Origin of the sequence: Phormidium tenue FACHB-1050, from assembly GCF_014696925.1 — a bacterium.
In the GTDB taxonomy this organism is placed as follows: Bacteria; Cyanobacteriota; Cyanobacteriia; order Pseudanabaenales; family Pseudanabaenaceae; genus Pseudanabaena.
This window is the reverse complement of the sequence record NZ_JACJQY010000020.1, coordinates 30,505-50,762: the sequence shown is the minus strand read 5'-3', so window position 1 is coordinate 50,762 and position 20,258 is coordinate 30,505. Positions and strand designations below refer to the sequence as shown.

The window sequence follows — 20,258 nt, the reverse complement described above, 5'->3', positions numbered from 1 at the left end:
GGGCATTTTCAGGCAAGATATTAAATTGCTGTAGTTGCCAAGCGAATATCGAAAAGCTTAAGGTTTGTCAAGAAATAAGATGAGTACCCCTCCCTCTTCAGAAATTTATGATGCGATCGTGGTTGGCTCTGGAGCCAACGGCGGTGTAGCTGCGAAGGAATTGAGCGAACGCGGACTCAAAGTCCTTGTCTTAGAAGCAGGTCGTACTCCCGATGCAAAGGCAGATCTAGGGCATCAGGTTAGGGACATGGCAAAGCGATTTTATAACCTCGCGATTTCTAAAAGACAGTCTTACCAATCAATGCACCCTGGTTACTGGAAAGCAAACCCTGACTTATTCATCGATGAAAAGGATAATCCCTACACCACACCAGAAGATCAGCCCTTTTATTGGATACGTGGGCGACAGGTGGGTGGCAAAAGCTTAACTTGGGGAGGCATCACCCTCCGCCTATCGGACTATGAATTTAAAGCAGCCAGTCGCGATGGTTATGAGCAAGACTGGCCGATCGCCTATGCCGATCTCGCACCTTACTACAGCAAATTAGAGCAGTTTTTTCAGGTGCGTGGCAGTCAAGAAGGACTAGCCCAACTGCCTGATGGTGAATACCAACCCACACTACCCCTTACTCCAGCTGAACTGCATTTAAAGCAAGTTGTAGAAACTAATTGGTCTGACCGTTGCCTGATCCCTTCACGGGGCTTCGGTCTGCACCGTCCCACCCCAGAGCAACCTTGGCCGATGTATTCCAGCCTTGGCTCTTCGCTCAAAGCTGCGATCGCTACAGGTAACGTAACTTTGCGATCGGATGCAGTAGTTAGTCATGTGATTTTTGATCCAGATACGCGCAAGGCTCGTGGTGTGGCATATCGAGATCGCCACAGCAAAACCACCCATGAAGTATTTGCCCGTACTGTCGTTCTCTGCGCTTCCACTATCGAGTCAGTGCGAATTCTCCTACATTCCACAGAGCAATATCAACAGGCAGGATTAACCAACCCATCGGGAATGCTAGGACGTTATCTAATGGATCATGTATCTACTTCCACATTCTTTTTCTTACCCAATATTAAACAGCCTAAAACCTTTGATTTATCAGGATGTGATAGCTTTTTCATTCCCTGCTTTACTAATTTAGAATCACAACAAGAGAAGTTTTTGCGCGGCTATGGTATTTGGGGAGGAGTGCAGCGCTTTGATTTACCAAGCATTGTCCGTAAAGTCGGATCTGGTTCCATTGGCTTTCTGATTGCCCATGGAGAAGTTCTACCTCGCTATAATAATCAAATTCAATTAAATAATGATGTCGTTGATGCATGGGGAATTCCTGTACCCCATATCGAATGTGCTTGGTCAGAGAACGAACATCTGATGTTAGACCATATGCACCGACAGATTGACGAAATCATCAAACTTGCAGGTGGAAAGAATATGAAGTTGACGGATATGTTCCATGTTCCTATCTTTGCAGATTTTGTTAGCCAAATGGAAGAAATAATGGCATTTTCAGCTCCCCCTGGTTACTACATCCATGAAGTCGGCGGCGCAAGAATGGGAACATCACCAACAAACTCTGTAGTCAATGCCCATAATCAAGTATGGGAATCTCCTAATCTTTTTGTCACCGATGGAGCTTGTTGGGCTTCATCAGGTTGGCAAAGCCCTACTTTAACCGAGATGGCAATTACGGCTAGGGCAAGTGAGTTTATTGCAGAAGAAATGCGTAAGGGAGTTTTTTAAAACTATAGCAATGCAAGAGATAGCTAGGACAAATCAAAACCCAAAAGATGAGTGGCGGCGCGAAGCGCCGCCACTCATCTTTTGGGTTTTATGTCCTAAGCAAAACTTACATTGCTATATAAATGCAAGAGATGTTGTACCGCAAAGCGGTGCAACATCTCTTGTCGGGGAACTCATTCAAAATTAACGAGCCTGAGAAAAAATTCGGTATTCTCTAGTATCAAAGCTAGACATATGTGAATCTGATTTATTATTACCTTCTGGTAAATTTGGCAATTCATTGGGAGTCATTCGTACAAGGTTATAGCGAGTTTCACCAGCATAAATTGCAAGAGCGATATTCAACATATCGATAAATGAAATAACTGATTTACATTTAGACTCACTATATTGACTGTAGTATTTAATTATAGAAGCTACCCTTATTTCAAGAAATGGGCGAATAGATTCATTTAATAATAGAAGCTTCACAAGTAGCATCACTAAATTAATCGGGTTTGTATGGTGCAGTAAGATATTAAATAGCTCTGTTGGCTGATCGCGATCGCTAATTGTAATCTCACTAATAATATACTTAGCAGTTTTAAAAATTAAGAGTTTACTAACAGGAGCGTCATGGTAATTTGAGTTCAAATCCCTTAAGCCATGATACAGTTTAGTTTGTACTGACTCAGATATTTCAGCATCAGCCATAGAAAAATCAATATATTTAAGCAAACCAAATTTAAATTCTTGGTATGATAAATTCTGGATATTCTCAAGGAAATTAATAGCTAACTGTTGACAATTAAGTACACTTTTTTTAGTAAGCATAAGTGTAACTAGATTAATCACATTGTTGGTTAGGCTTGTAGGGTTTGTGGAGTGATTTTGTGTGGATGATTGTGTACCTATACGCGCAGTGTACATAGCGAGATCAAACTTAAACTTATCTTTCATCTTTTGAGCTAATAAGTTAGCAGCCTGTCTCTGCTCTTGAGAACTAGATGGGTTTGTATATTGATAAGCAAGTAAATAAGAGGCAAAACGGTTACCCCAATTTTGATCATGATTGACCTGATCTTCTAAATGCAGTGTAAACAGTTTCAAGGATTGAAAATCTTCACTCTTGATAAATATCTGCAACCAAATTCGGAGAGTTCTTAATTTAATAGATTTTGGTTTCTTATGGATGGAAGGATGATTAAAAGTATCAATCAATGATTGAATACAATCTCTCTTATTACTAACTGTCCAATTATTAATCAGAATATAACAACAACGTTTTAGCGTATAAAAAAATTCTTTTTCATTATATGCAGTCAGAATTTGATCGAGAGCATAAGTAATTTCAGGATTATTGTCGTCACTAAAATTTATGAATAAATTCCTAAAATCTACTAGTACGAGATCTGGCGATTTACAGCGCACGACATCTAAAAAGAATTCATAAATTCTTTTCTGTGCTTGTTCAATTCCTTGAGAGTAAATGCGATCTGCTGTCCAGAACATAATAATTTCGTTCTTTAAAATATGAACTCAACAATACCTAATATCAATTCACACAAGTGTTGTCACGCTTTTGTGAATTAAAACCCAGACCCCTTACCAAGTGAATAAATGGCATAGCCATCTATTCACTTGATATAAAGCTTAATATTTTCTGCTAAGAAAGCTTAGCGGAATAACTGTATAGATATTATTCACTTTTTTAACTATTTAAAAGTGTTTTCTAGGATAATTTTGTTATCAAAAAGATATATGGAAGTTATGAAAACGTTATATGGATCACATGACTGCATTCAAGAGCCATAATGCTTGAAATTCAAAGCCCAATAGTCAGCACAAAGTGCTGACTATTGGGCTTTGACAATTTATACCAAAACACAAAATGGCTACGCCATTTCGTGTTTTTGAAATCCTTACTGGGCTTGGTTTTCAAGTCACAAAAGCATATGGTTTAGCTCTGAGCGTAAAGCGCTGTAAGAGCTAGTTTTATGTCGCTTTGCACAACCCCAGTTCTTGAGGGGTAAGGGAATAGCTAAATTTTGTTGTCGCACCGCACAAACATTTGTGCAATGATAAAAGTACACAGAAAAAAGCCCACTGTTTCCAGTGGGACTAGCATTTTTGTGTTGAGTGCGGATATCTTAAATCATTTTGTGGTCAAAGATATTAAGTTTTTTGCCTGCTTAAGTGATTTTTTTGTGATTATAAGTCACAAAATACAAAATACAAGTAACAGCAAGCCTTGCTGTTACTTGTCACCCTCTAGTTAAAGATTTTGCTAGCCCTGACATGCCTGAAGAAGTTAATCTCCCATCTCCACAAGAATCTCCCGCCTCTCCTTTCAAAAATCTCACAGGAGCAGCGATCGCCGCTACTCTTGCCACTGGGCTTTACTCATTTACAAATATGGTGGCTCACAAGCTAGCTTCAGCACCTTTGCAAACTACAAATACTCTGGCTAATCGCATTGCCACACTGGTTCGTACATTATTGTTAGCGATCGGCACGGGTGCAACGATGATTTTTGCGGTAATTGCTGTGGGTTTGGTATTGCTCACGATTAAACAGGTATTTATGGCGATCGCCATTAAAAAGTAAAAGTAAAAAAATATTGCAAGTCGCGCTATCTATAGCTATAGCAACCTGTATCAGGACAAATCAAAACCCAAAAGAAGAGTGGCGGCGCGAAGCACCGCCTCACACTATTTGGGGTTTATGTCCTAACAAGAATGGCGACAGCTATAGCAATGTCCGAGCTATCTCTGACAAAAATCAAAACCCAAAAGAAGAGTGGCGGCGCGAAGCGCCGCCACTCTTCTTTTGGGTTTTATGTCCTAAGCAAAACTTACATTGCTATATAAATATAAAAGGGACATTCCTTTGAATGTCCCTTTTATATTTACCATTCCAAAACCAGTCCTTGCGATCGCAAAAGCGTCTGTAAATCGCCAATCCTACCGCGATCAAGAATAGCCTGTGGAGTTAATGATGGATCATCCTGCAACACAATCCATGCAGCAGTAGCTCCTGCGGCAGATCCAGCCGACCATTCACCCACATGGATGCGAGTTGCACCATTAACAATATGACTAACTGCGATCGCCTTACCACCCATCAGCAAATTATCAATACGCTGAGGAATTAAACTCTCAAACGGCATAATAATTGGACGGACTTTATCCTCATTCGCAGGAGCAGAACTGGGAGCTTTCGATGGTTCCCAATTGCGATAACGACAGCCGTGCATATCGATCGCATAGTGGGTCAACCCAATCGAAGTAGGATTAAAATCACGCCCACCTTCCATATCATTACGGATATCTTGCTCACGCATCATAAACTCGGACTGACCATAGGCTGATCTTCCCAAAATTCGTCGACCTTCACGGATATATGGATACATGCTTAATCCCGATTCTGTGGGCATCGGGCTATCAACCCCAGACATTAACCGTAGAGGAAATTCTGCGGATACATACTTTTCCATGATCCATTCTGCAAACAGCAGAGCATGGTTTTCTCCATCCTTGAGGGCTGTCGTATTCAATCCCCCCAACCAGTTTTGCTGTTGTCCAGAATCTCGGATTTGTTTGTCAGTCAAGATTAGAGGTGGATTCATTACCCCCCAATCATTACCACGGTTCCAGTTAATCACCGTCATATCGCCTTTAGCAGGAACTGCCTTGAAGGGATCATCACGCTTCATACTGACAATACGGCGATAGTTGAATACGCTATTGCCTTCAAACATGGGAAATCTACCCAAGTCATAGTCGCTGCGATGTTCTTCACGGGAATAACCTGGTTGAACTTTGCGAAGTTCTTTAAGCGATCGCCCTTCATCATCAGCAATTTTCAGAACAAAAGGAAAAGTAAAAGCTTGCGTGCATTCAGGATTGTCCGCTACTGCATGAACTTCTCCTGTTGTAGCAAAACCTTCAGAACCTAAACGATGCGGAAGATTTGCCCAAGCGATCAATTCAGCAGTATCTGTAGAATCAATTACAATCATCTGCTTACCTACAGGAGGCTGCAAACGGATGGGCTTCTTAACAAAGGTTTCGTCAGAGTTCCAATTAAACCAGCTTGTGATTTCGCGAGATAAGCGCCCTTGAGAAAGATAGTTAGGATCGCGAGGAATCCTCTGCACAGCATGGATAGAGGTAATGCGATCGCCTTTTTCATTAAAACTTGCACCCTTAAAGGCAATCTGAGTACTCCATCGGCTTTTAGGAGCTGAGCGCTGCGACTCTCGCAAAAATTCTTCGGACGCAAGTTCTCCTGAATAGGGGGTAAAGCAAAGATTGCCCACCCAACAGCTATTGGTGTCCGCCACCACTGCCCCTGGTTTCAAGTAAGAATATTTCTCTGGCAGAGCAGGCTGACTGGCAATAATATTTTTAAAATGCGTCCAACTAACGGGAAATTTTTGTTGATAACGCATTAATAGCGATTCATCAATGGCGCTAACACCCTGTGAACTAACCTGCCCACCCAGCATCGGTGTAAGCTCGATTAGGCATGTTGTAGCCCCAGTTTTCATCGAATGATAAGCCGCCGCAACACCTCCTAATGAACCGCCCACAACAGCTACTTCGCATTCCCATACTTCAGCATCCTCTGGTGCTGGCGGATTCAGTAATGGATAGCCATTGCGATCAAATAGTGGAATTGGATTATTCGCATTTTGGGCGATCGGTTCGATAGACTTTGGCTTATTAAAAATCTGCCAAGACCTTGCTGTTGCACCGCTAAGTACCACACCCATAAACAATAATCCTAAGATATATCGCAATTTAGGGCGAAAAGACGGATTCGGCTTTGGATCTTCAACATCTTCAACGCGATCGCTAATGTTTTCTGATTTTTCTTGTTGATCTTCTTGATCGCTCATAACTTGCTATTACTAACTAAAGATTTGCCTGTTTGGAAGACAAGCAAGTTTACTCACATCACACAATCTTAAGATTAACTTATAGTGTCAACGATTTGTCATACTTTAGTGTAAGTGAATTGGCTGAGTAAAAAAGTTCGCCATTTAATGAGATTTCATCAGTTTTTCTCTAGGGAAACCATAGTCTAACTAACGATTTCGAGACATTCTCTATCAGTAGTTATAGCAATGTAAGAGATAACTCGGACAAAAATCAAAACCCAAAAGATGAGTGGCGGCGCTTTGCGCCGCCACTCATCTTTTGGGTTTGATGTCCTAAGCAAAACTTACATTGCTATAGAAAATATTTTTGTCAAGTCTATTAGTATACAAACTAGCAATTCTCATTATAAAAATCCTTTTTTTTGAAAGCCTGCCGTTGGCGGGCTTTCAAAAAAAGGATTTGGATGTTTCCATTGCCAAAGGCGATGGAAACATCCAAATCCTTTTCAAAATGAGAATTACTGCTTGGAACTGCTGTTATAGCAATCCTAAATGGTTTGTGGAAGCGCACCCCTTCGGGGTGCGCTTCCACAAACCCCAAAAATCTACAAATGATTTAGGACTGCTGTTATTTAAAAAAAGCTTGCAGTAATACTTACTGTGGCAGTACAGCTAGCATTAGGTTCTAGTACAGTTAAATACTCCTTAGTATTCAAAGAATTGCGAGTTGCACTCCAAGGCTCTAGACAATAGAAATCTTTGCCCTTAACTGTCCAAAACACCAGATAGGTATAAAAATCATCGTAATCGATCGCAATTTTAAGTTTGCGATCGTTGTCAGTTACTGAAGTTGAACGACTGGAAAGATTCCCAAATACGGAGTCAATCTCATCTTGATCGAAGTTGAACTTACCATCAAAAGCAAAACTCTCCTTAGTCCGATTATCCTCGTAGCGTCCAGAAGGGATATTGATTTCAATCTGATTTTTGTCGCCGCAGAGAAAATAGGGATGGAAACCTGAAGAGAATGGCATCGGTGTAGAAGAGAGATTTTTGTATTCTTGGCGAATCTCTAAAGTATTGCCGCGCAACGTATAGGTAAAAGCTAAATGGAAATCAAATGGATAGACAGCCTTAGTTTGTTCATTGCTACCTAGCTCAACGGTCACACTTGCTCCACCATCATTACTTTGTGATGTAGCTGTCCAAGGTAACTCACGAGCAAAACCATGCTGTTTGATTTTGTAATCAGTTCCATCGACATTGTAAGTATCACTAGGCAAGTTGCCACAGAGTGGAAATAAAATAGGATTGCCACCTCTAACGCTCAAATCAGGATGGGTAAAGCGTTCAGCATCAATGTAGAAAACTTCTTGGTTGTTGATCCGCCAACTTGTGACAATGCCACCGCGCTCTGGCACAACTTCTATTTGAGAATTTGCGCTCTCATCAGACAAGATATAGGTATGATATTGCTTTTGCTGAGAAGAAACTGTATACACAAATTTAGCCTTGTAACATTGCAAAAATGATTATATAGCAATGTAAGAGTTAGCTCGGACAAAAATCAAAACCCAAAAGATGAGTGGCGGCGCTTCGCGCCGCCACTCATCTTTTGGGTTTTATGTCCTAAGCAAAACTTACATTCCTATATAGCAAAGTAGATGGAGAGCTTAGTATTATCGCTACTTTCTCGCGGCACAACCAAATGGATAAGCAGTCTGATAGGTGCGATCGCGTTTCCCAAATAATTGATAGCGATGGTCTCGAACCTGAATATAGGTTGAGTCTCCAAGGGACTTAATCGGTGCGATCGCCCGATATGCCGATATTAAAGCTTTGCCCATAGGCAGTAGTCGCGTAATTTCTTCAGCAGCCTCACTACCTTGCCATCTTTGAGTAGGAACTTGGCGATCGATCAAGATCATCCCCATTTCACAATCTTCAGGTGTGACATTAAAGACTTCTAATGTCTGTGCATCTTGCATAGGGATATAGCAAAACTGATGACCGCGATCGAACTTCTCTAGCAGGCTGACAAAGCTAGCACAAAGATTACAATTACCGTCATAAATCACAACATAGTTCATAGGAGTTAGGGTTCCACAATTTAAAAGAGAACCGATTTTTTACGGCGAAACTGTGCCACAAAAAATCAGTTCTCTATTGTTTTTTAAGGCTTATTGAAATTTACAAGGACCTTTCGCTCCATTAGGACAAATTGTTTCCTCATCTGTTTTTGGCAGCTTGTTCCTGTCAAAAGTAACACGAGTAAGGTTCATCCCATTGAGCTTGGCTCCACTCCAATTAGCCCCGTTAATTTGACTACCTGTTAAATTCGCACCACTCAGGTCAGTATTGGTCATATCAGTAAAGTTCAGCTTCACATTGGTTAAATTAGCGCGTTTAAGACTCGTAAAGCTCAAATTTAAGCCTGACAGATCTTGGTTAGCTAAGTTACGTCCCTCACGAGGCTGATTGACAATTTGCCATGCTAGTAAAGTTGTTGCACTAAATTTTGTTGCCTTCTCTGTTCCTTGAGCACCTATTTTAGAATCTTTTAAGTTAGCACCTTCCATTCTAGCTCCAACAAAATTAGAGCGTGTCAGGTCAGCTCCCGCGAAATCAACGAGATTCATTTGAGCCTTGTTAAATTCTGCCCAGATAACACTAGATTGAATTAATCTCGCTCGACTCAAATTAGCATTAGTAAAGTTCACTCCATCGAGGTTTGCATCCTGAAAATTCGCGCCCACAAGACTCGCATCTTGCATTTTTGCACCCGTAAGGATGGACTTGCTAAAGTCAACGTTATCCAGTTTGGCTCCTCTGAAATCGGCATTTGTAAAATCTTTACCACTAGCATCCTTAAATAGCCCCCACCGTAACCCTAAGTCGAACACAGGTCTATTGAGCAGACTATAAATTAGGAAAGCTCCACCGATCGCACCTAATCCGATCACAGGAATTTTGAGATAGTTTTGCCATAGTGCCTCCAAGCTGACAGTAGGTATCGTTAATTTGGTCTTAGAGGTGTTTGGCGATGGTGGTGCTACTGGCTGTTCATAGCCACCATAAGCATCGTAGTTATCTTCAGTAAACCGATTAAAATCAATTTGATCAGGTGTAGCGCCCATACGAGCTTGTGTCGAATCACCAAAACTAGCCATTGGCTTACGGCGATCGCGTGGAATTTCTCTAGTCTCACTTGCGCCCGTCACATCAGATCGAAAAGAGCCTGCTGGATTAGTTCTAACTCTGGAAGGTAGTTGTGTACTTTGAGGACTGATCGTAGTGATACTGTCGGATAAATCCTCGCTATCTAGTAAACCTGACCAATCTGTATTGTCATCATGAATTTCCAACCCAAGATCGTTAAAATCAGGTAATCCAGTTTCTTTGCGTTTAGGAATACCAGAAGAGTTGCGGTCTTTCCGTTCTCTATTTTGTGGGACTTTGCCAACCGATGTTCCTGCACTTGGAGGCGTTGTTATATCACTATAAGAAGAGCCTGTTAATGCTCTTCCTCCAGAAAGCACAGTATCAGCATCTAGTAATTCTGACCAACCTTCATCAATCGAGGTGATCGGTTTACGCTGTCTATGTTGATCTGATTGAGAGTGAAATCGATCAAAATCATCTTCATTGCTTCGACCCATTCTATTCTGGGGCTGTGGCTGAGAGCTAGCATTAGGACGTGGTGGGACTGGAGCCGTACTACCCTGAGTGGGATTGCGCTTTGGTGGCAATGGGGGGAGAAAAGGTGGTGGAGGTGGGTTACTGACAGAGGGAGAAGTTGGTTCTTGCTTGGTCAGAGGAGGAAGACTTGGAGGTAGTGGAGCGATCGGTGGTGTTGGTGGTGTCAGCCCCGTCGATATTTGTGCAGATACAAACCTATCGCCATCAAGTGGGTCAAGACTATCTAGATCAAAATCATCTAAAAAGTCATGATCGCTTGTACTTACGGCAAACTTTGATGATGGTAAGTTTGAATTTGGAGATACCATAGGGGCTGACTCTTTTACTGAAACGAAATCATTAAAATCCTCTGATTCTGATACAAAGCCATTGAGTAAATCATGGGCTAAAGCTTCTTCTTGAAAATTTACTTCTCCATAGTTATCATTGAGTAAATCATTTACCAAAGCTTCTTCAAATGGGTCACTTGCTCCAACTAAGTTATCTTCCAACTTATTTACTGAACTGTTAGTAGACTGATTAAGACTAAAACCCTTAGAAAGTGAACCTTCTTCTACAGACAAGTCAGATGCAGGACGGCTTGGCGTAAGTGTTGTAGCAATACTGCCAAGATTAAAGTCAGAGACAGGAAGCTCCGATAAACTATCTTCATCAAAAGAGGCTAGATCGAAGTTATCATCCAGCATACTTTCTAAATTATCATCGGCATTGTTATTATCTGGAACAAGTGATTGAGAAGTAGATGTATTCCAATTAGATTTTTCTGAATTATCAGTGACTGGTGGAACTATATCTATACTATTCTCAAAATCATTGTCAAAGCTATCAACATAATCAGCAAAACTATCATCTAAACCTGAGTTAGCAAACTCCTCTCCTGCAAGACTATCAGTATAACTAGCAAAATCAGAATCAGTAATTTGTTCTACCATAGATTCACTAAGGCTATCCAATTCTGATGATGAAGAGATATAGTTTTCAGAATCCTCAAATTCATTGCTTGTTAGACTTGCTGAGTAGATGTCATCGTGGGATAGCTCATCAAATTCATTGAAATTATTTTCGTTGAAATTATTAAACTGTTGCTGATCGGGAATTTGTTCAGGAGTCTCTAGATTTTCTGAGATGTCATTCAAATCATCATATGTTTGTATAATCTCAGAATTAATAGTCTCAGGGTCATCAAGATTGCTACTAAAATCAAATTCTTCATTGAGAGGCATCTCTGGAAATTCACTATCACCTGCACCGAGCAAGTCATCGTTAAAAATTTCCGAAGGTTGATCTACAGAAGACAAATAATCTTCTGTTTCAACTAGCTCCTCATTCCATGCATCATTACCGCGACTAATTTCAGCTTCTAGACTTGCACTCCAATCAGTGTCATTATCAACACCAATGTCAGCTTCTAAATTCTCATCCCAGTCAGTGCCATTGCCAACACCAATTTCAGCCTCTAAATTCTCATCCCAATTCGCTTCATCACGCAAGCCTGCATCGATGATATTGATTTCATCTTCCAACGAGGCTTCCCAATTTACATCAGTACTAATGCTAATAGCATCTACATTTTCAGAATCAGGTTCTATATCCCAATTCTCATTATTATTTCCATCTTCAGTTTCATTATTGGACTGCTCAAAATTCTGGGTAAAAGGTGTTGCAGATTGAAAGGCTAACTCGGGAGCAAAGGACGATGGATCAACACCTTCTATACTAGAATCTAGATTAGTTGTTTCAAAGCTAACATGATTTTCTAATTCAGAAGACTCTAGATTAGGTAACTCAAAATCAACATATTCTTCTGTTGCAGGTAGGTCTACCTGTGAGCCACTTGCCCAGTCATCAGATATGCCAAAGGCATTCTCGATAGATGTAGTAGATGCTATCAAATCGCTATCTATGCCAGAAGGACTATCCCATACAGCATCATCGATCGCATTTTCGCTAGCCTCACCCCAATCATTGGTGAATGCATTCTCAACTGATTCTTCAAGATTGGAAGACTCAAGATTTACCGAATTGCTCGACCAAATCTCATCTTCAGCCATGTTTGGATTAAATGGTTCTTGAGGATGAGATATTGCAAAATCATCATCTAAAAATTCATCATCTAATGAGGTGTCAACTGTGAGATTAACATCTGCTTCCAAATTGACAGCTTCAAATTCATCAAAAGATAGATCCTGATCTTGTGGATTTTGTAATGCGTTCTGAATTTCAAAATCATCGACAATCTGATCAATTTGTATTTCTTCAGATTGTATTTCTTCAGACGAATCTAAATCACTACCTAATAAGCTATCTAGGTTGTCTAAGTCATCTGAATAATTAATCTCAGCAAATTGTTCAGAAACTAGATCTAAACTTTTAAATTCCTCCTCAGTATTTCCAAAGATATCTGGAATTTGAGCTGATATTTCCGGAGATTCACTGGCAATATCTAGACTAAGTTCGCTAGATGGTTGATTAAAATTGTTTTCTAATATCCCTGAAATACTATCCCAATCATTATCACTGTTACTTAAATCAAAACTTGAGTCATCATTGTTATCTAGCAGTTCGGCTAGTCCTTGTATTTTACTTTCGGTATTATCTATCTCGCTTTGTAACTCATCAATACTTAGTGAATTTGAAGTGTCAAAGCCTAAGGAGTCTAGATCGGTAAAATCAGAATTATCTAAGAAATCCAATTCGCCTAAGCCTAGATCTTCATCTAGACTGAAATTATCTGGTATTGGTTGAAGAGTTGTCTGAGATTGACCAATATCTTGATATGAAGGAGTAGATTTTGCATTGTCTGATTCATCTATCCTTGTCTTGAGGTCAGACACAATCAGCCAATCAATATCCCCAACTTCGCTGTTGTTAGCAGTATTACTGCCCTGACTATTTGATGTATTTCTTGAAGATGTAGGACGCTCAATTGGTTCATCTAAACCAATTGAGCGTAACCATTCTAAATCTTCAAGATCATTGTCAGTAGCTTGGTTACTAGATACTTGAGAAGGTGAACTTGCTATAGATTTATTTGATCCTGATTTGATGTCTGAAGATCCGCCAATTCGCGTACTAATATCAGATATAATCATCCAATCGACATCAGCAGCATCAGCTTTCTTATCTGGTTGGTTAGCGCCTTGATCTTTTTGGGGAATATTTTTATTGGAAGCCATGAATCAATCCTCAGCATTATGTTCGGGCTTGCACCGCTAGGCGCTTTCTAAAAATTAGATCGCAATTTAGTTAGATAAATTTAACGTTATTTCAAACCATAGCTTATCAATAACGTTAATGTGATTTTAACAAATAACGATTTTCATCAGCAAATCTTAAATCAATAGCAATAAGCGTTTTATTCTAGACTCTTGTAAGCTCCAATTATTTCATTGCATACAAAGTTTAAGCTAATCTTAACAAACAAAGTCTACAAAAGTAGGATTGATACTTCACTTTATGTAGACAGTTCTCATTGCAAAAAACAAATTAAGGTTCTTCACATCGTTGATGCGAAGAACCTTAATTTGTTTTTTGCAGAAAAGTCCCAATTTTTGTAGCTGCTTCTCGTAAAACTTCGGGTGGATGTACCAGCGCAAACCTGACATAGCCTTCGCCATGTTTGCCAAATCCTGAGCCAGGGGCTAATGCGACTCCAGTAGATTTAATTAAGTTTAGACAAAATCCAACTGAATTATGGGCGTATCGGTCAGGTAGTTTTGCCCAGAGATACATCGTAGCGTTGGGATTAGGGATTTCCCAGCCGATCGCTTTAAGAGATTCGAGCATCACATCTCGCCGCTCTTGAAATGTATCGACTACATGTTCAATGGGTGCGCGATCGCTATTAAGAGCTTTGATTGCACCACGCATGATGCCCTGATATTGATTGAAATCGACGACGGCTTTAATTTGGCGCAACGCTTTAATCAGTTCACGATTGCCAACTGCAAACCCAACTCGAAAACCACCCATGTTGTAGGACTTGGACATAGTAAAAAATTCGATGCTGACATTCAGAGCGCGATCGGCTTGCAGCATCGAAGGTGGAGTCGATCCGTCAAATACTAAATCGACATAGGGAAAATCGTGAACTAAAGCAAGATTATGTTTTTGACAAAAGCTGACAGCAGACTGGAAAAACTCTAAAGTTGCGGTGGCCGCAGTGGGATTGTGGGGATAGCTCAACACCATCAGTTTTGACTGTGCCAACACTGTCTCAGGAATATCCGCAAAGACTGGTAAAAAGTCATTTTCAGCTAATAGGGGCATACCATAAACTTGACCACCAGCTAAATGAATACCGCCATAGTGCGATGGATAACCAGGGTCTTGTAAGAGCGCAAAATCATTGGGATTAAGTAAAGCAAGTGGTAAATGGGCTGTTCCCTCCTGTGACCCAATAAGAGGTAATACTTCTGTCTCAGGATCAACCGTTACTCCAAATTTTTTTTGCATCCATACTGCTACTGTTTGGCGGAAGTCCAGAGTGCTACCAAATAGTGAATAGCCGTGAGTAGTGGGATCAGTTAATGCGGCGGCGATCGCTTCTAGAATAAATGCATCAGTTGGCAAATCAGATGAACCAAGCGATAGGTCAATTATTGCCATTCCAGATGCTTTGACCTGACTTTTGGCAATGTCCATATCGGCAAACACATTAGACTGTAGCGGCTGAAGGCGATCGGCAAATTGCATAAAACTTAGCAAATATTGGTAAATAGGTATAGACAGCACCTAGCACTGCCTATCCTATTTTTACCTGAACTAGCGTTATTTGTAAGAAGAAAACAAGTTGTGAGGTTACGCCCCAGAGGGGCGTAACCTCACAACTCATTCATGGTTGCGATAACATAGAGTAAGTTGTTGAATTATTGAAAAAAATCATGGTTTGCTGTAAAACAAAATCCAACCTTGCGAAGGCTGTAAAACTACACCGCAATTTTCATTTCAAAACTGGGCTACTTCTAGATCAAGGGGTTCGCCTATTGGGTGTACATAAATGCTTCCTTACCAAACCATTTTATAAAGCCGCCAAAGTAGCTGGTTACACCAATGTATCTCTAGCTAGTATTGCGCTTGTGTTACTAGAAGACTAATATTGCTCTTAGCAAGATTCATAAACAGGAAAATTTCACATGATTACATTGACCGACGCAGCGATCGCTCGCGTAAGAAATCTGCAAACCCAACGAGCCACTTCTGCACCTTTGCGTTTAGGCATTAAACAAGGTGGCTGTTCTGGTTTGTCCTATTTGATGGACTTTGTTGACCAACTCGAAGCTGATGACAATCAATACGAATATAACGGCGTAAAAATTGTGATCAACAACAGTAACTTGCCTCAGTTGCAGGGTTTAGAACTCGACTATACCGAAGATTTATTAGGTGGTGGTTTCCGTTTCCGCAATCCTAATGCTAGTAAATCTTGTAGTTGCGGAACTTCTTTTGCTACCCCCAAAGAACTGGGCGCACCCGTAGCTTGTAGCTAATAAAAAAGAAGCCTCGCATTGCGAGGCTTCTTTTTTATTAGGTGATTTGCTGAATATTATCTTCCCAATGTTTGCCATCAAAAGGCACAACCGTAAATCGCATCATTGCGTCATCATCTAGACAGCGCACATTTACATCGTAATCATGAGGATGCGATCGCGGACGGTAAAAGGGATGAATCCCACAGGTTTTGCAGAAAAAATGCTTGGCAATTCCTGTATTAAAAGTGTAAGTGGTGAGATTTTCTTCACCTTGTAAGATCTCAAAATCTTCAGGAGGAATGATCAAATGCAAAATCCCCTTCTTTTCACACATTGAGCAATTGCAGGCGATCGCTTCATATTTTCTCACATGCACTCGAAAGCGTACTGCTCCACAGTGGCAGCCACCAGATATATTGGTAGTTAAGTCTGGATTAGGTAATAGAGACATATAGTTTGATTAGTTTGATGTGCTTATTTGCATAGATGAGCAGGTATAGCTGTCGCCATTCTTGTTAGGACATAAAACCCAAATAGTGTGAGGCGGCGCGAAGCGCCGCCTCACACTATTTGGGTTTTGATTTGTCCTCATACAGGTGGCTATAGCTATACATTCAAGATTTTTAGTCTAGAATTAATCTATTGAACAATTCAACAATTTATGGTTGTCGATCGCCCTATTAAACGCGCAAAGCATCCCTTCATTTCGATGAAACTGTTCTTAGTTGTCCCCTTTGCAATCTTGTTAAGTGCGGCAATAGGAACAGTTAGCTATCTGTCTTTTCGCAACGGGCAAATGGCTGTAAACAAAATTTCAGGACAACTTCAGCAAGAAATAAGTTCTAGGGTTAAGGAGCAGGTTCAAAACTATCTAGAAGTTCCACGTTTAGTGACCCAAACTAATACAGATGTTATTCAGTTAGGGATGATTGACTTAAATAATCTTGATAGTGCAAAGGGCTATCTATGGAGATTAGCAAGTCGTTTTAAAACTATTAGTGCTATTGCGCTGACTAATGCCAAGGGGGAATATCTTCAGATTAGACGAACAGACAAACCACGAGCTGAAAACTCTCCAGTAAGTGAACCAAATAATCCAGATGCTAATGATTTAGATTTAGCTTTTGATAAACAAGATTTTCGGGAGAATCCACAGTTTAAAGAGGCTCTCAAAAACAGCAAAAATAATCAGTCGGTATGGAGTGATTTAAATATTAACCCTGATAATACTGGATTACAACTTAGCTTCAATATTCCTAAATATGATAATGAAAAAAATTTTATAGGGCTATTAATTTACCAGATTGGCTTGGAGCCAATTCGTCAATTTCTGCAAACACTACAGATTGGTAAGTCTGGTGTAGTGTTTATCATCGAGCCTTCAGGTAAGCTAGTGGCAACTTCAATCGCGAACCAATCAACTGTTAATAAAATAAGCTATGCAGCTAATGGGAAGGAAGATGTAAGGCAACTTATGGCAATAGATAGCACCAATCCTATAATTGCTCAAAGTATGCAATCAATGCAATCTAAAATTAGTAACTTATCAACTATTCAGCAACCAACCCAACTCGATTTTCAAATAAATGGCGAACGATACTTTCTTGCAGTATCTCCAATCAAAGATGAATATGGACTTAACTGGTTAGTAGCAGTAACAATACCTGAATCTGATTTTATGGAACAGATTCATATAAATACACGCGATACAATTCTCATTTCTATATTTGCTTTGATTTTAGCGCTTACCCTCAGTTTTTGTATTGCTCAACTCATTTCTCGATTTGTTCAAGATCTCAATAATTCAGCTAAAGCGATCGCTAATGGCGAAATGGATCAATTTGTCGAGGTAAATGGATGTGCTGAGTTAGAAACTCTGGCAAGTTCGTTTAATCAAATGGCTGTTCAATTACAAACTTCCTTTGAAACCTTAGAAAAGCGAGTACAAGAACGTACCTCTGAATTAGCGGTTGCTAAGGACAAAGCCGAAGTCGCTAATAAAGCTAAAAGTATGTTTATTGCGAATATGAGCCATGAACTAAGATCACCGCTTAATGCCATTATTGGATTCTCGCAAGTGATGCTTCGTTCTAAAAATTTATCCCATGAACAATATGAAAATGCAGCTATTATCCAACGGAGTGGTGAATATTTATTGAACTTGATTAATAATGTTCTAGATTGTTCCAAAATTGAAGCAGGCAAAACTACTATCAACCCAAAAGATATTGACATCTATCAATTGCTTGATGAGTTGGAAGATATGCTTCAAGTACAAGCAGTGAAAGCTGGATTAGAATTGATTGTAGATAGGGGGAAGAACTTACCTCAGTACATTCATACTGACGGGGTGAAGCTACGTCAGGTTTTACTAAATCTGTTGGGGAATGCAATTAAGTTTACACAAGAAGGTGAAGTAGTTTTGCAGATTGATTCTGAAGAAAACTTTGCAGACCAAACCTATACTTTAAATTTTCAAATTAGCGATACGGGGGTTGGAATCGCATCTCAGGAATTAGAAAAACTATTTGAAGCTTTTAGCCAAACTGAATCAGGTCGGGAATCTCAAGAAGGTACTGGATTAGGCTTATCGATTAGTCGCCAATTTGTTCAGTTAATGGGAGGGGATATCAGCGTTACTAGTGAACTAGGTAAGGGAACTACTTTTAACTTCTCAATTCAGGTACAACTGGGTAAAGAGATCCTTACAACATCTTTTGATAACCGTCAGGTAATAGCGCTTGCTCCCAACCAACCATCTTATAAGATCTTAGCAGTAGATGATAAACCGATTAATCGTCAGTTATTAGTTAGGTTGCTTTCTCCGTTAGGTTTTGATGTGAAAGAAGCAAGTAATGGTAAGGAAGCGATCGCTATTTGGCAAGAGTGGCAACCACATTTAATTTGGATGGATATGCGAATGCCCGTAATGGATGGTTATGAGGCAACTAAATATATTAAATCCACTCCCCAAGGTAGTGCTACCGTAGTCATAGCCCTAACTGCCAGTGTCCTAGACCAAGAAAAAGCAGTCATTTTGGCAGTGGGTTGTGACGATTTTGTGCGAAAACCTTTTAAAGAGCAAACGATTTTTGCAGCACTAAACCAATATTTAGGTGTGCAATATATTTACGAAGATTCTGCTGATCACCAAACAAGTGAACTCAGTGATTCTAAGATTAACTTAGATTTGTCTGTCATGCCTGATGAATGGCGTTCAAAAATATGTGAAGTGGCTCTAGAGGGAGATAGCAACCTTGTTAATCAATTAATTAAGGAAATTCCTAATCAAGAATCAGATATCGTGAAATTACTAGAAAAATTTGCTGGTCAGTTTCAATTTGAAGAATTGGCAGAGTTTATTATAGGAAATTCACGCTATGTCCCAACTACTTAGTGAGTATTCTGTGAACCTAAATTTTCCACCAGAAACTAAAGGTAATATTTTATTAATAGACGATCTACCTGAAAACCTCAAGTTATTGACCGAATTACTCTCTGAGCTTAATTACACAGTTCGTAGCGCTATTAATGGCGCTAGAGCCTTAAAAAGTGCAAAGGCAAAGCTTCCTGATATTATCCTGCTCGATATTCACATGCCAGAAATGGACGGGTATCAAGTTTGTCAAGCCTTTAAATTAGATCCTGAGCTTTATGATATTCCCATTTTGTTTATTAGTGCCTTAGATGATACCTTTGATAAGTTAAAAGCCTTTCAAGTTGGAGGAGTAGACTATATTACTAAGCCATTTCAAATGGAAGAAGTTGTGGCTCGGATAGAAACTCACCTAACGATTCAAAGACAAAAGAAGAGATTGCAGGATGAAATCGCTAAACGGAAGCAAACCGAGTTAATTTTACAGGAGGCAAACCGCAAGTTAGAGTTGCTGGCAAATTTAGACGGATTAACCCAAATTGCCAACCGCCGCCGTTTTGACAATTATTTAGCTTTGGAATGGCAGCGTCATCAGCGAGAACAGCATTCTCTCACTCTGGTTTTCATTGATATCGACTATTTCAAACGTTACAATGATACTTACGGACATCAAGGTGGGGATGATTGTTTAATGAGGGTTGCTCAAGCGATCGCTAAAGTTCCACAACGTCCTACAGATTTAGTAGCCCGATACGGAGGAGAGGAGTTTGCGGTGATTTTGAGCAATACGAATCTAGAGGGTGGAATGAAAGTCGCCACGGCAATCCAAACCCAAGTTTTAAATCTTAAAGTCCCTCATCAAAGCTCTGATGTGAGTGAGTATGTGACCCTGAGTATTGGTGTAGCAAGCCTAGTTCCCACATTAGAGCTAAGTTTGGAAACGCTCATTGCTAATGCTGATGAAGCATTGTATACAGCTAAAAGTCAGGGTCGGAATCGGGCGATCTACCTTAGTAAGTTTGATGGCACGTTGATTTTACCTGAGTTGTAGTCATCCCATGCTTTCCACAGTAATCTTGCTCTCTTTTCGCCCGTCTCTTCATAGGC

At 40.1% G+C, this 20,258-nt stretch carries 13 protein-coding genes; 6 read left to right on the top strand and 7 right to left on the bottom strand.

From position 1 onward, the window contains the following. Window positions 1–79 precede the first annotated feature (79 nt). Complete coding sequence (locus H6G05_RS13435; protein ID WP_190578655.1) at window positions 80–1,741, top strand: GMC family oxidoreductase; 1,662 nt, start codon at window positions 80–82, stop codon at window positions 1,739–1,741. A 183-nt stretch (window positions 1,742–1,924) separates the two neighbouring features. On the opposite strand, the gene H6G05_RS13430 is transcribed toward H6G05_RS13435, so the two are convergent. Further along, a complete protein-coding gene (locus H6G05_RS13430) occupies window positions 1,925–3,232 on the bottom strand; it encodes a hypothetical protein (protein WP_190578654.1) in 1,308 nt (435 codons plus the stop codon). 786 nt (window positions 3,233–4,018) lie between these two features. Here H6G05_RS13430 and H6G05_RS13425 point away from each other — a divergent pair. Then, window positions 4,019–4,327 (top strand): DUF3082 domain-containing protein, encoded by a 309-nt coding sequence (locus tag H6G05_RS13425; protein ID WP_190578653.1) that lies wholly within the window; start codon window positions 4,019–4,021, stop codon window positions 4,325–4,327. Between the two features lie 301 nt (window positions 4,328–4,628). Here H6G05_RS13425 and H6G05_RS13420 read toward each other — a convergent pair whose 3' ends face one another. Continuing rightward, window positions 4,629–6,623, bottom strand: coding sequence for an FAD-dependent oxidoreductase (locus H6G05_RS13420; protein ID WP_190578652.1), 1,995 nt, complete (start codon window positions 6,621–6,623; stop codon window positions 4,629–4,631). 349 nt (window positions 6,624–6,972) lie between these two features. Between H6G05_RS13420 and H6G05_RS13415 the strand changes: the two genes are divergently transcribed. Continuing rightward, entirely contained in the window at window positions 6,973–7,257 is a 285-nt protein-coding gene (locus H6G05_RS13415) for a hypothetical protein (protein WP_190578651.1), read from the top strand. On the opposite strand, the gene H6G05_RS13410 is transcribed toward H6G05_RS13415, so the two are convergent. From H6G05_RS13410 to H6G05_RS13395, 4 genes are all read right to left on the bottom strand, one after another. Further along, complete coding sequence (locus H6G05_RS13410; RefSeq protein WP_190578650.1) at window positions 7,238–8,107, bottom strand: aldose epimerase family protein; 870 nt, start codon at window positions 8,105–8,107, stop codon at window positions 7,238–7,240. The two genes, H6G05_RS13415 and H6G05_RS13410, sit on opposite strands and share 20 nt — an antisense overlap. A gap of 183 nt (window positions 8,108–8,290) precedes the next feature. Beyond that, window positions 8,291–8,695 (bottom strand): thiol-disulfide oxidoreductase DCC family protein, encoded by a 405-nt coding sequence (locus H6G05_RS13405; RefSeq protein ID WP_190578649.1) that lies wholly within the window; start codon window positions 8,693–8,695, stop codon window positions 8,291–8,293. 90 nt (window positions 8,696–8,785) lie between these two features. Then, the gene (locus H6G05_RS13400) at window positions 8,786–13,480 is read right to left on the bottom strand and encodes a pentapeptide repeat-containing protein (RefSeq protein WP_190578648.1); all 4,695 of its coding nucleotides are present in this window, start codon (window positions 13,478–13,480) and stop codon (window positions 8,786–8,788) included. Window positions 13,481–13,823: 343 nt separating this feature from the next. Beyond that, a complete protein-coding gene (locus H6G05_RS13395) occupies window positions 13,824–14,999 on the bottom strand; it encodes an LL-diaminopimelate aminotransferase (RefSeq protein WP_190578690.1) in 1,176 nt (391 codons plus the stop codon). Window positions 15,000–15,439: 440 nt separating this feature from the next. On the opposite strand from H6G05_RS13395, the gene H6G05_RS13390 reads away from it, so the two are divergent. Then, window positions 15,440–15,793 (top strand): HesB/IscA family protein, encoded by a 354-nt coding sequence (locus tag H6G05_RS13390; protein WP_190578647.1) that lies wholly within the window; start codon window positions 15,440–15,442, stop codon window positions 15,791–15,793. A gap of 37 nt (window positions 15,794–15,830) precedes the next feature. Here H6G05_RS13390 and H6G05_RS13385 read toward each other — a convergent pair whose 3' ends face one another. Further along, window positions 15,831–16,226, bottom strand: coding sequence for a GFA family protein (locus H6G05_RS13385; protein ID WP_190578646.1), 396 nt, complete (start codon window positions 16,224–16,226; stop codon window positions 15,831–15,833). 210 nt (window positions 16,227–16,436) lie between these two features. Between H6G05_RS13385 and H6G05_RS13380 the strand changes: the two genes are divergently transcribed. After that, window positions 16,437–19,172: a hybrid sensor histidine kinase/response regulator gene (locus tag H6G05_RS13380; RefSeq protein ID WP_190578645.1), complete on the top strand. Its 2,736-nt coding sequence runs from the start codon at window positions 16,437–16,439 to the stop codon at window positions 19,170–19,172. Further along, window positions 19,156–20,202: a diguanylate cyclase domain-containing protein gene (locus H6G05_RS13375; protein ID WP_190578644.1), complete on the top strand. Its 1,047-nt coding sequence runs from the start codon at window positions 19,156–19,158 to the stop codon at window positions 20,200–20,202. The genes H6G05_RS13380 and H6G05_RS13375 overlap by 17 nt, the downstream gene beginning before the upstream one ends. The last annotated feature ends 56 nt before the right edge of the window (window positions 20,203–20,258 follow it).

Coding starts and splice junctions, on each gene's coding strand:
- H6G05_RS13435 (WP_190578655.1), top strand. CDS start 80: ATGAGTACCCCTCCCTCTTCAGAAATTTATGATGCGATCGTGGTTGGC.
- H6G05_RS13430 (WP_190578654.1), bottom strand. CDS start 3,232: ATGTTCTGGACAGCAGATCGCATTTACTCTCAAGGAATTGAACAAGCA.
- H6G05_RS13425 (WP_190578653.1), top strand. CDS start 4,019: ATGCCTGAAGAAGTTAATCTCCCATCTCCACAAGAATCTCCCGCCTCT.
- H6G05_RS13420 (WP_190578652.1), bottom strand. CDS start 6,623: ATGAGCGATCAAGAAGATCAACAAGAAAAATCAGAAAACATTAGCGAT.
- H6G05_RS13405 (WP_190578649.1), bottom strand. CDS start 8,695: ATGAACTATGTTGTGATTTATGACGGTAATTGTAATCTTTGTGCTAGC.
- H6G05_RS13400 (WP_190578648.1), bottom strand. CDS start 13,480: ATGGCTTCCAATAAAAATATTCCCCAAAAAGATCAAGGCGCTAACCAA.
- H6G05_RS13395 (WP_190578690.1), bottom strand. CDS start 14,999: ATGCAATTTGCCGATCGCCTTCAGCCGCTACAGTCTAATGTGTTTGCC.
- H6G05_RS13390 (WP_190578647.1), top strand. CDS start 15,440: ATGATTACATTGACCGACGCAGCGATCGCTCGCGTAAGAAATCTGCAA.
- H6G05_RS13385 (WP_190578646.1), bottom strand. CDS start 16,226: ATGTCTCTATTACCTAATCCAGACTTAACTACCAATATATCTGGTGGC.
- H6G05_RS13380 (WP_190578645.1), top strand. CDS start 16,437: ATGGTTGTCGATCGCCCTATTAAACGCGCAAAGCATCCCTTCATTTCG.
- H6G05_RS13375 (WP_190578644.1), top strand. CDS start 19,156: ATGTCCCAACTACTTAGTGAGTATTCTGTGAACCTAAATTTTCCACCA.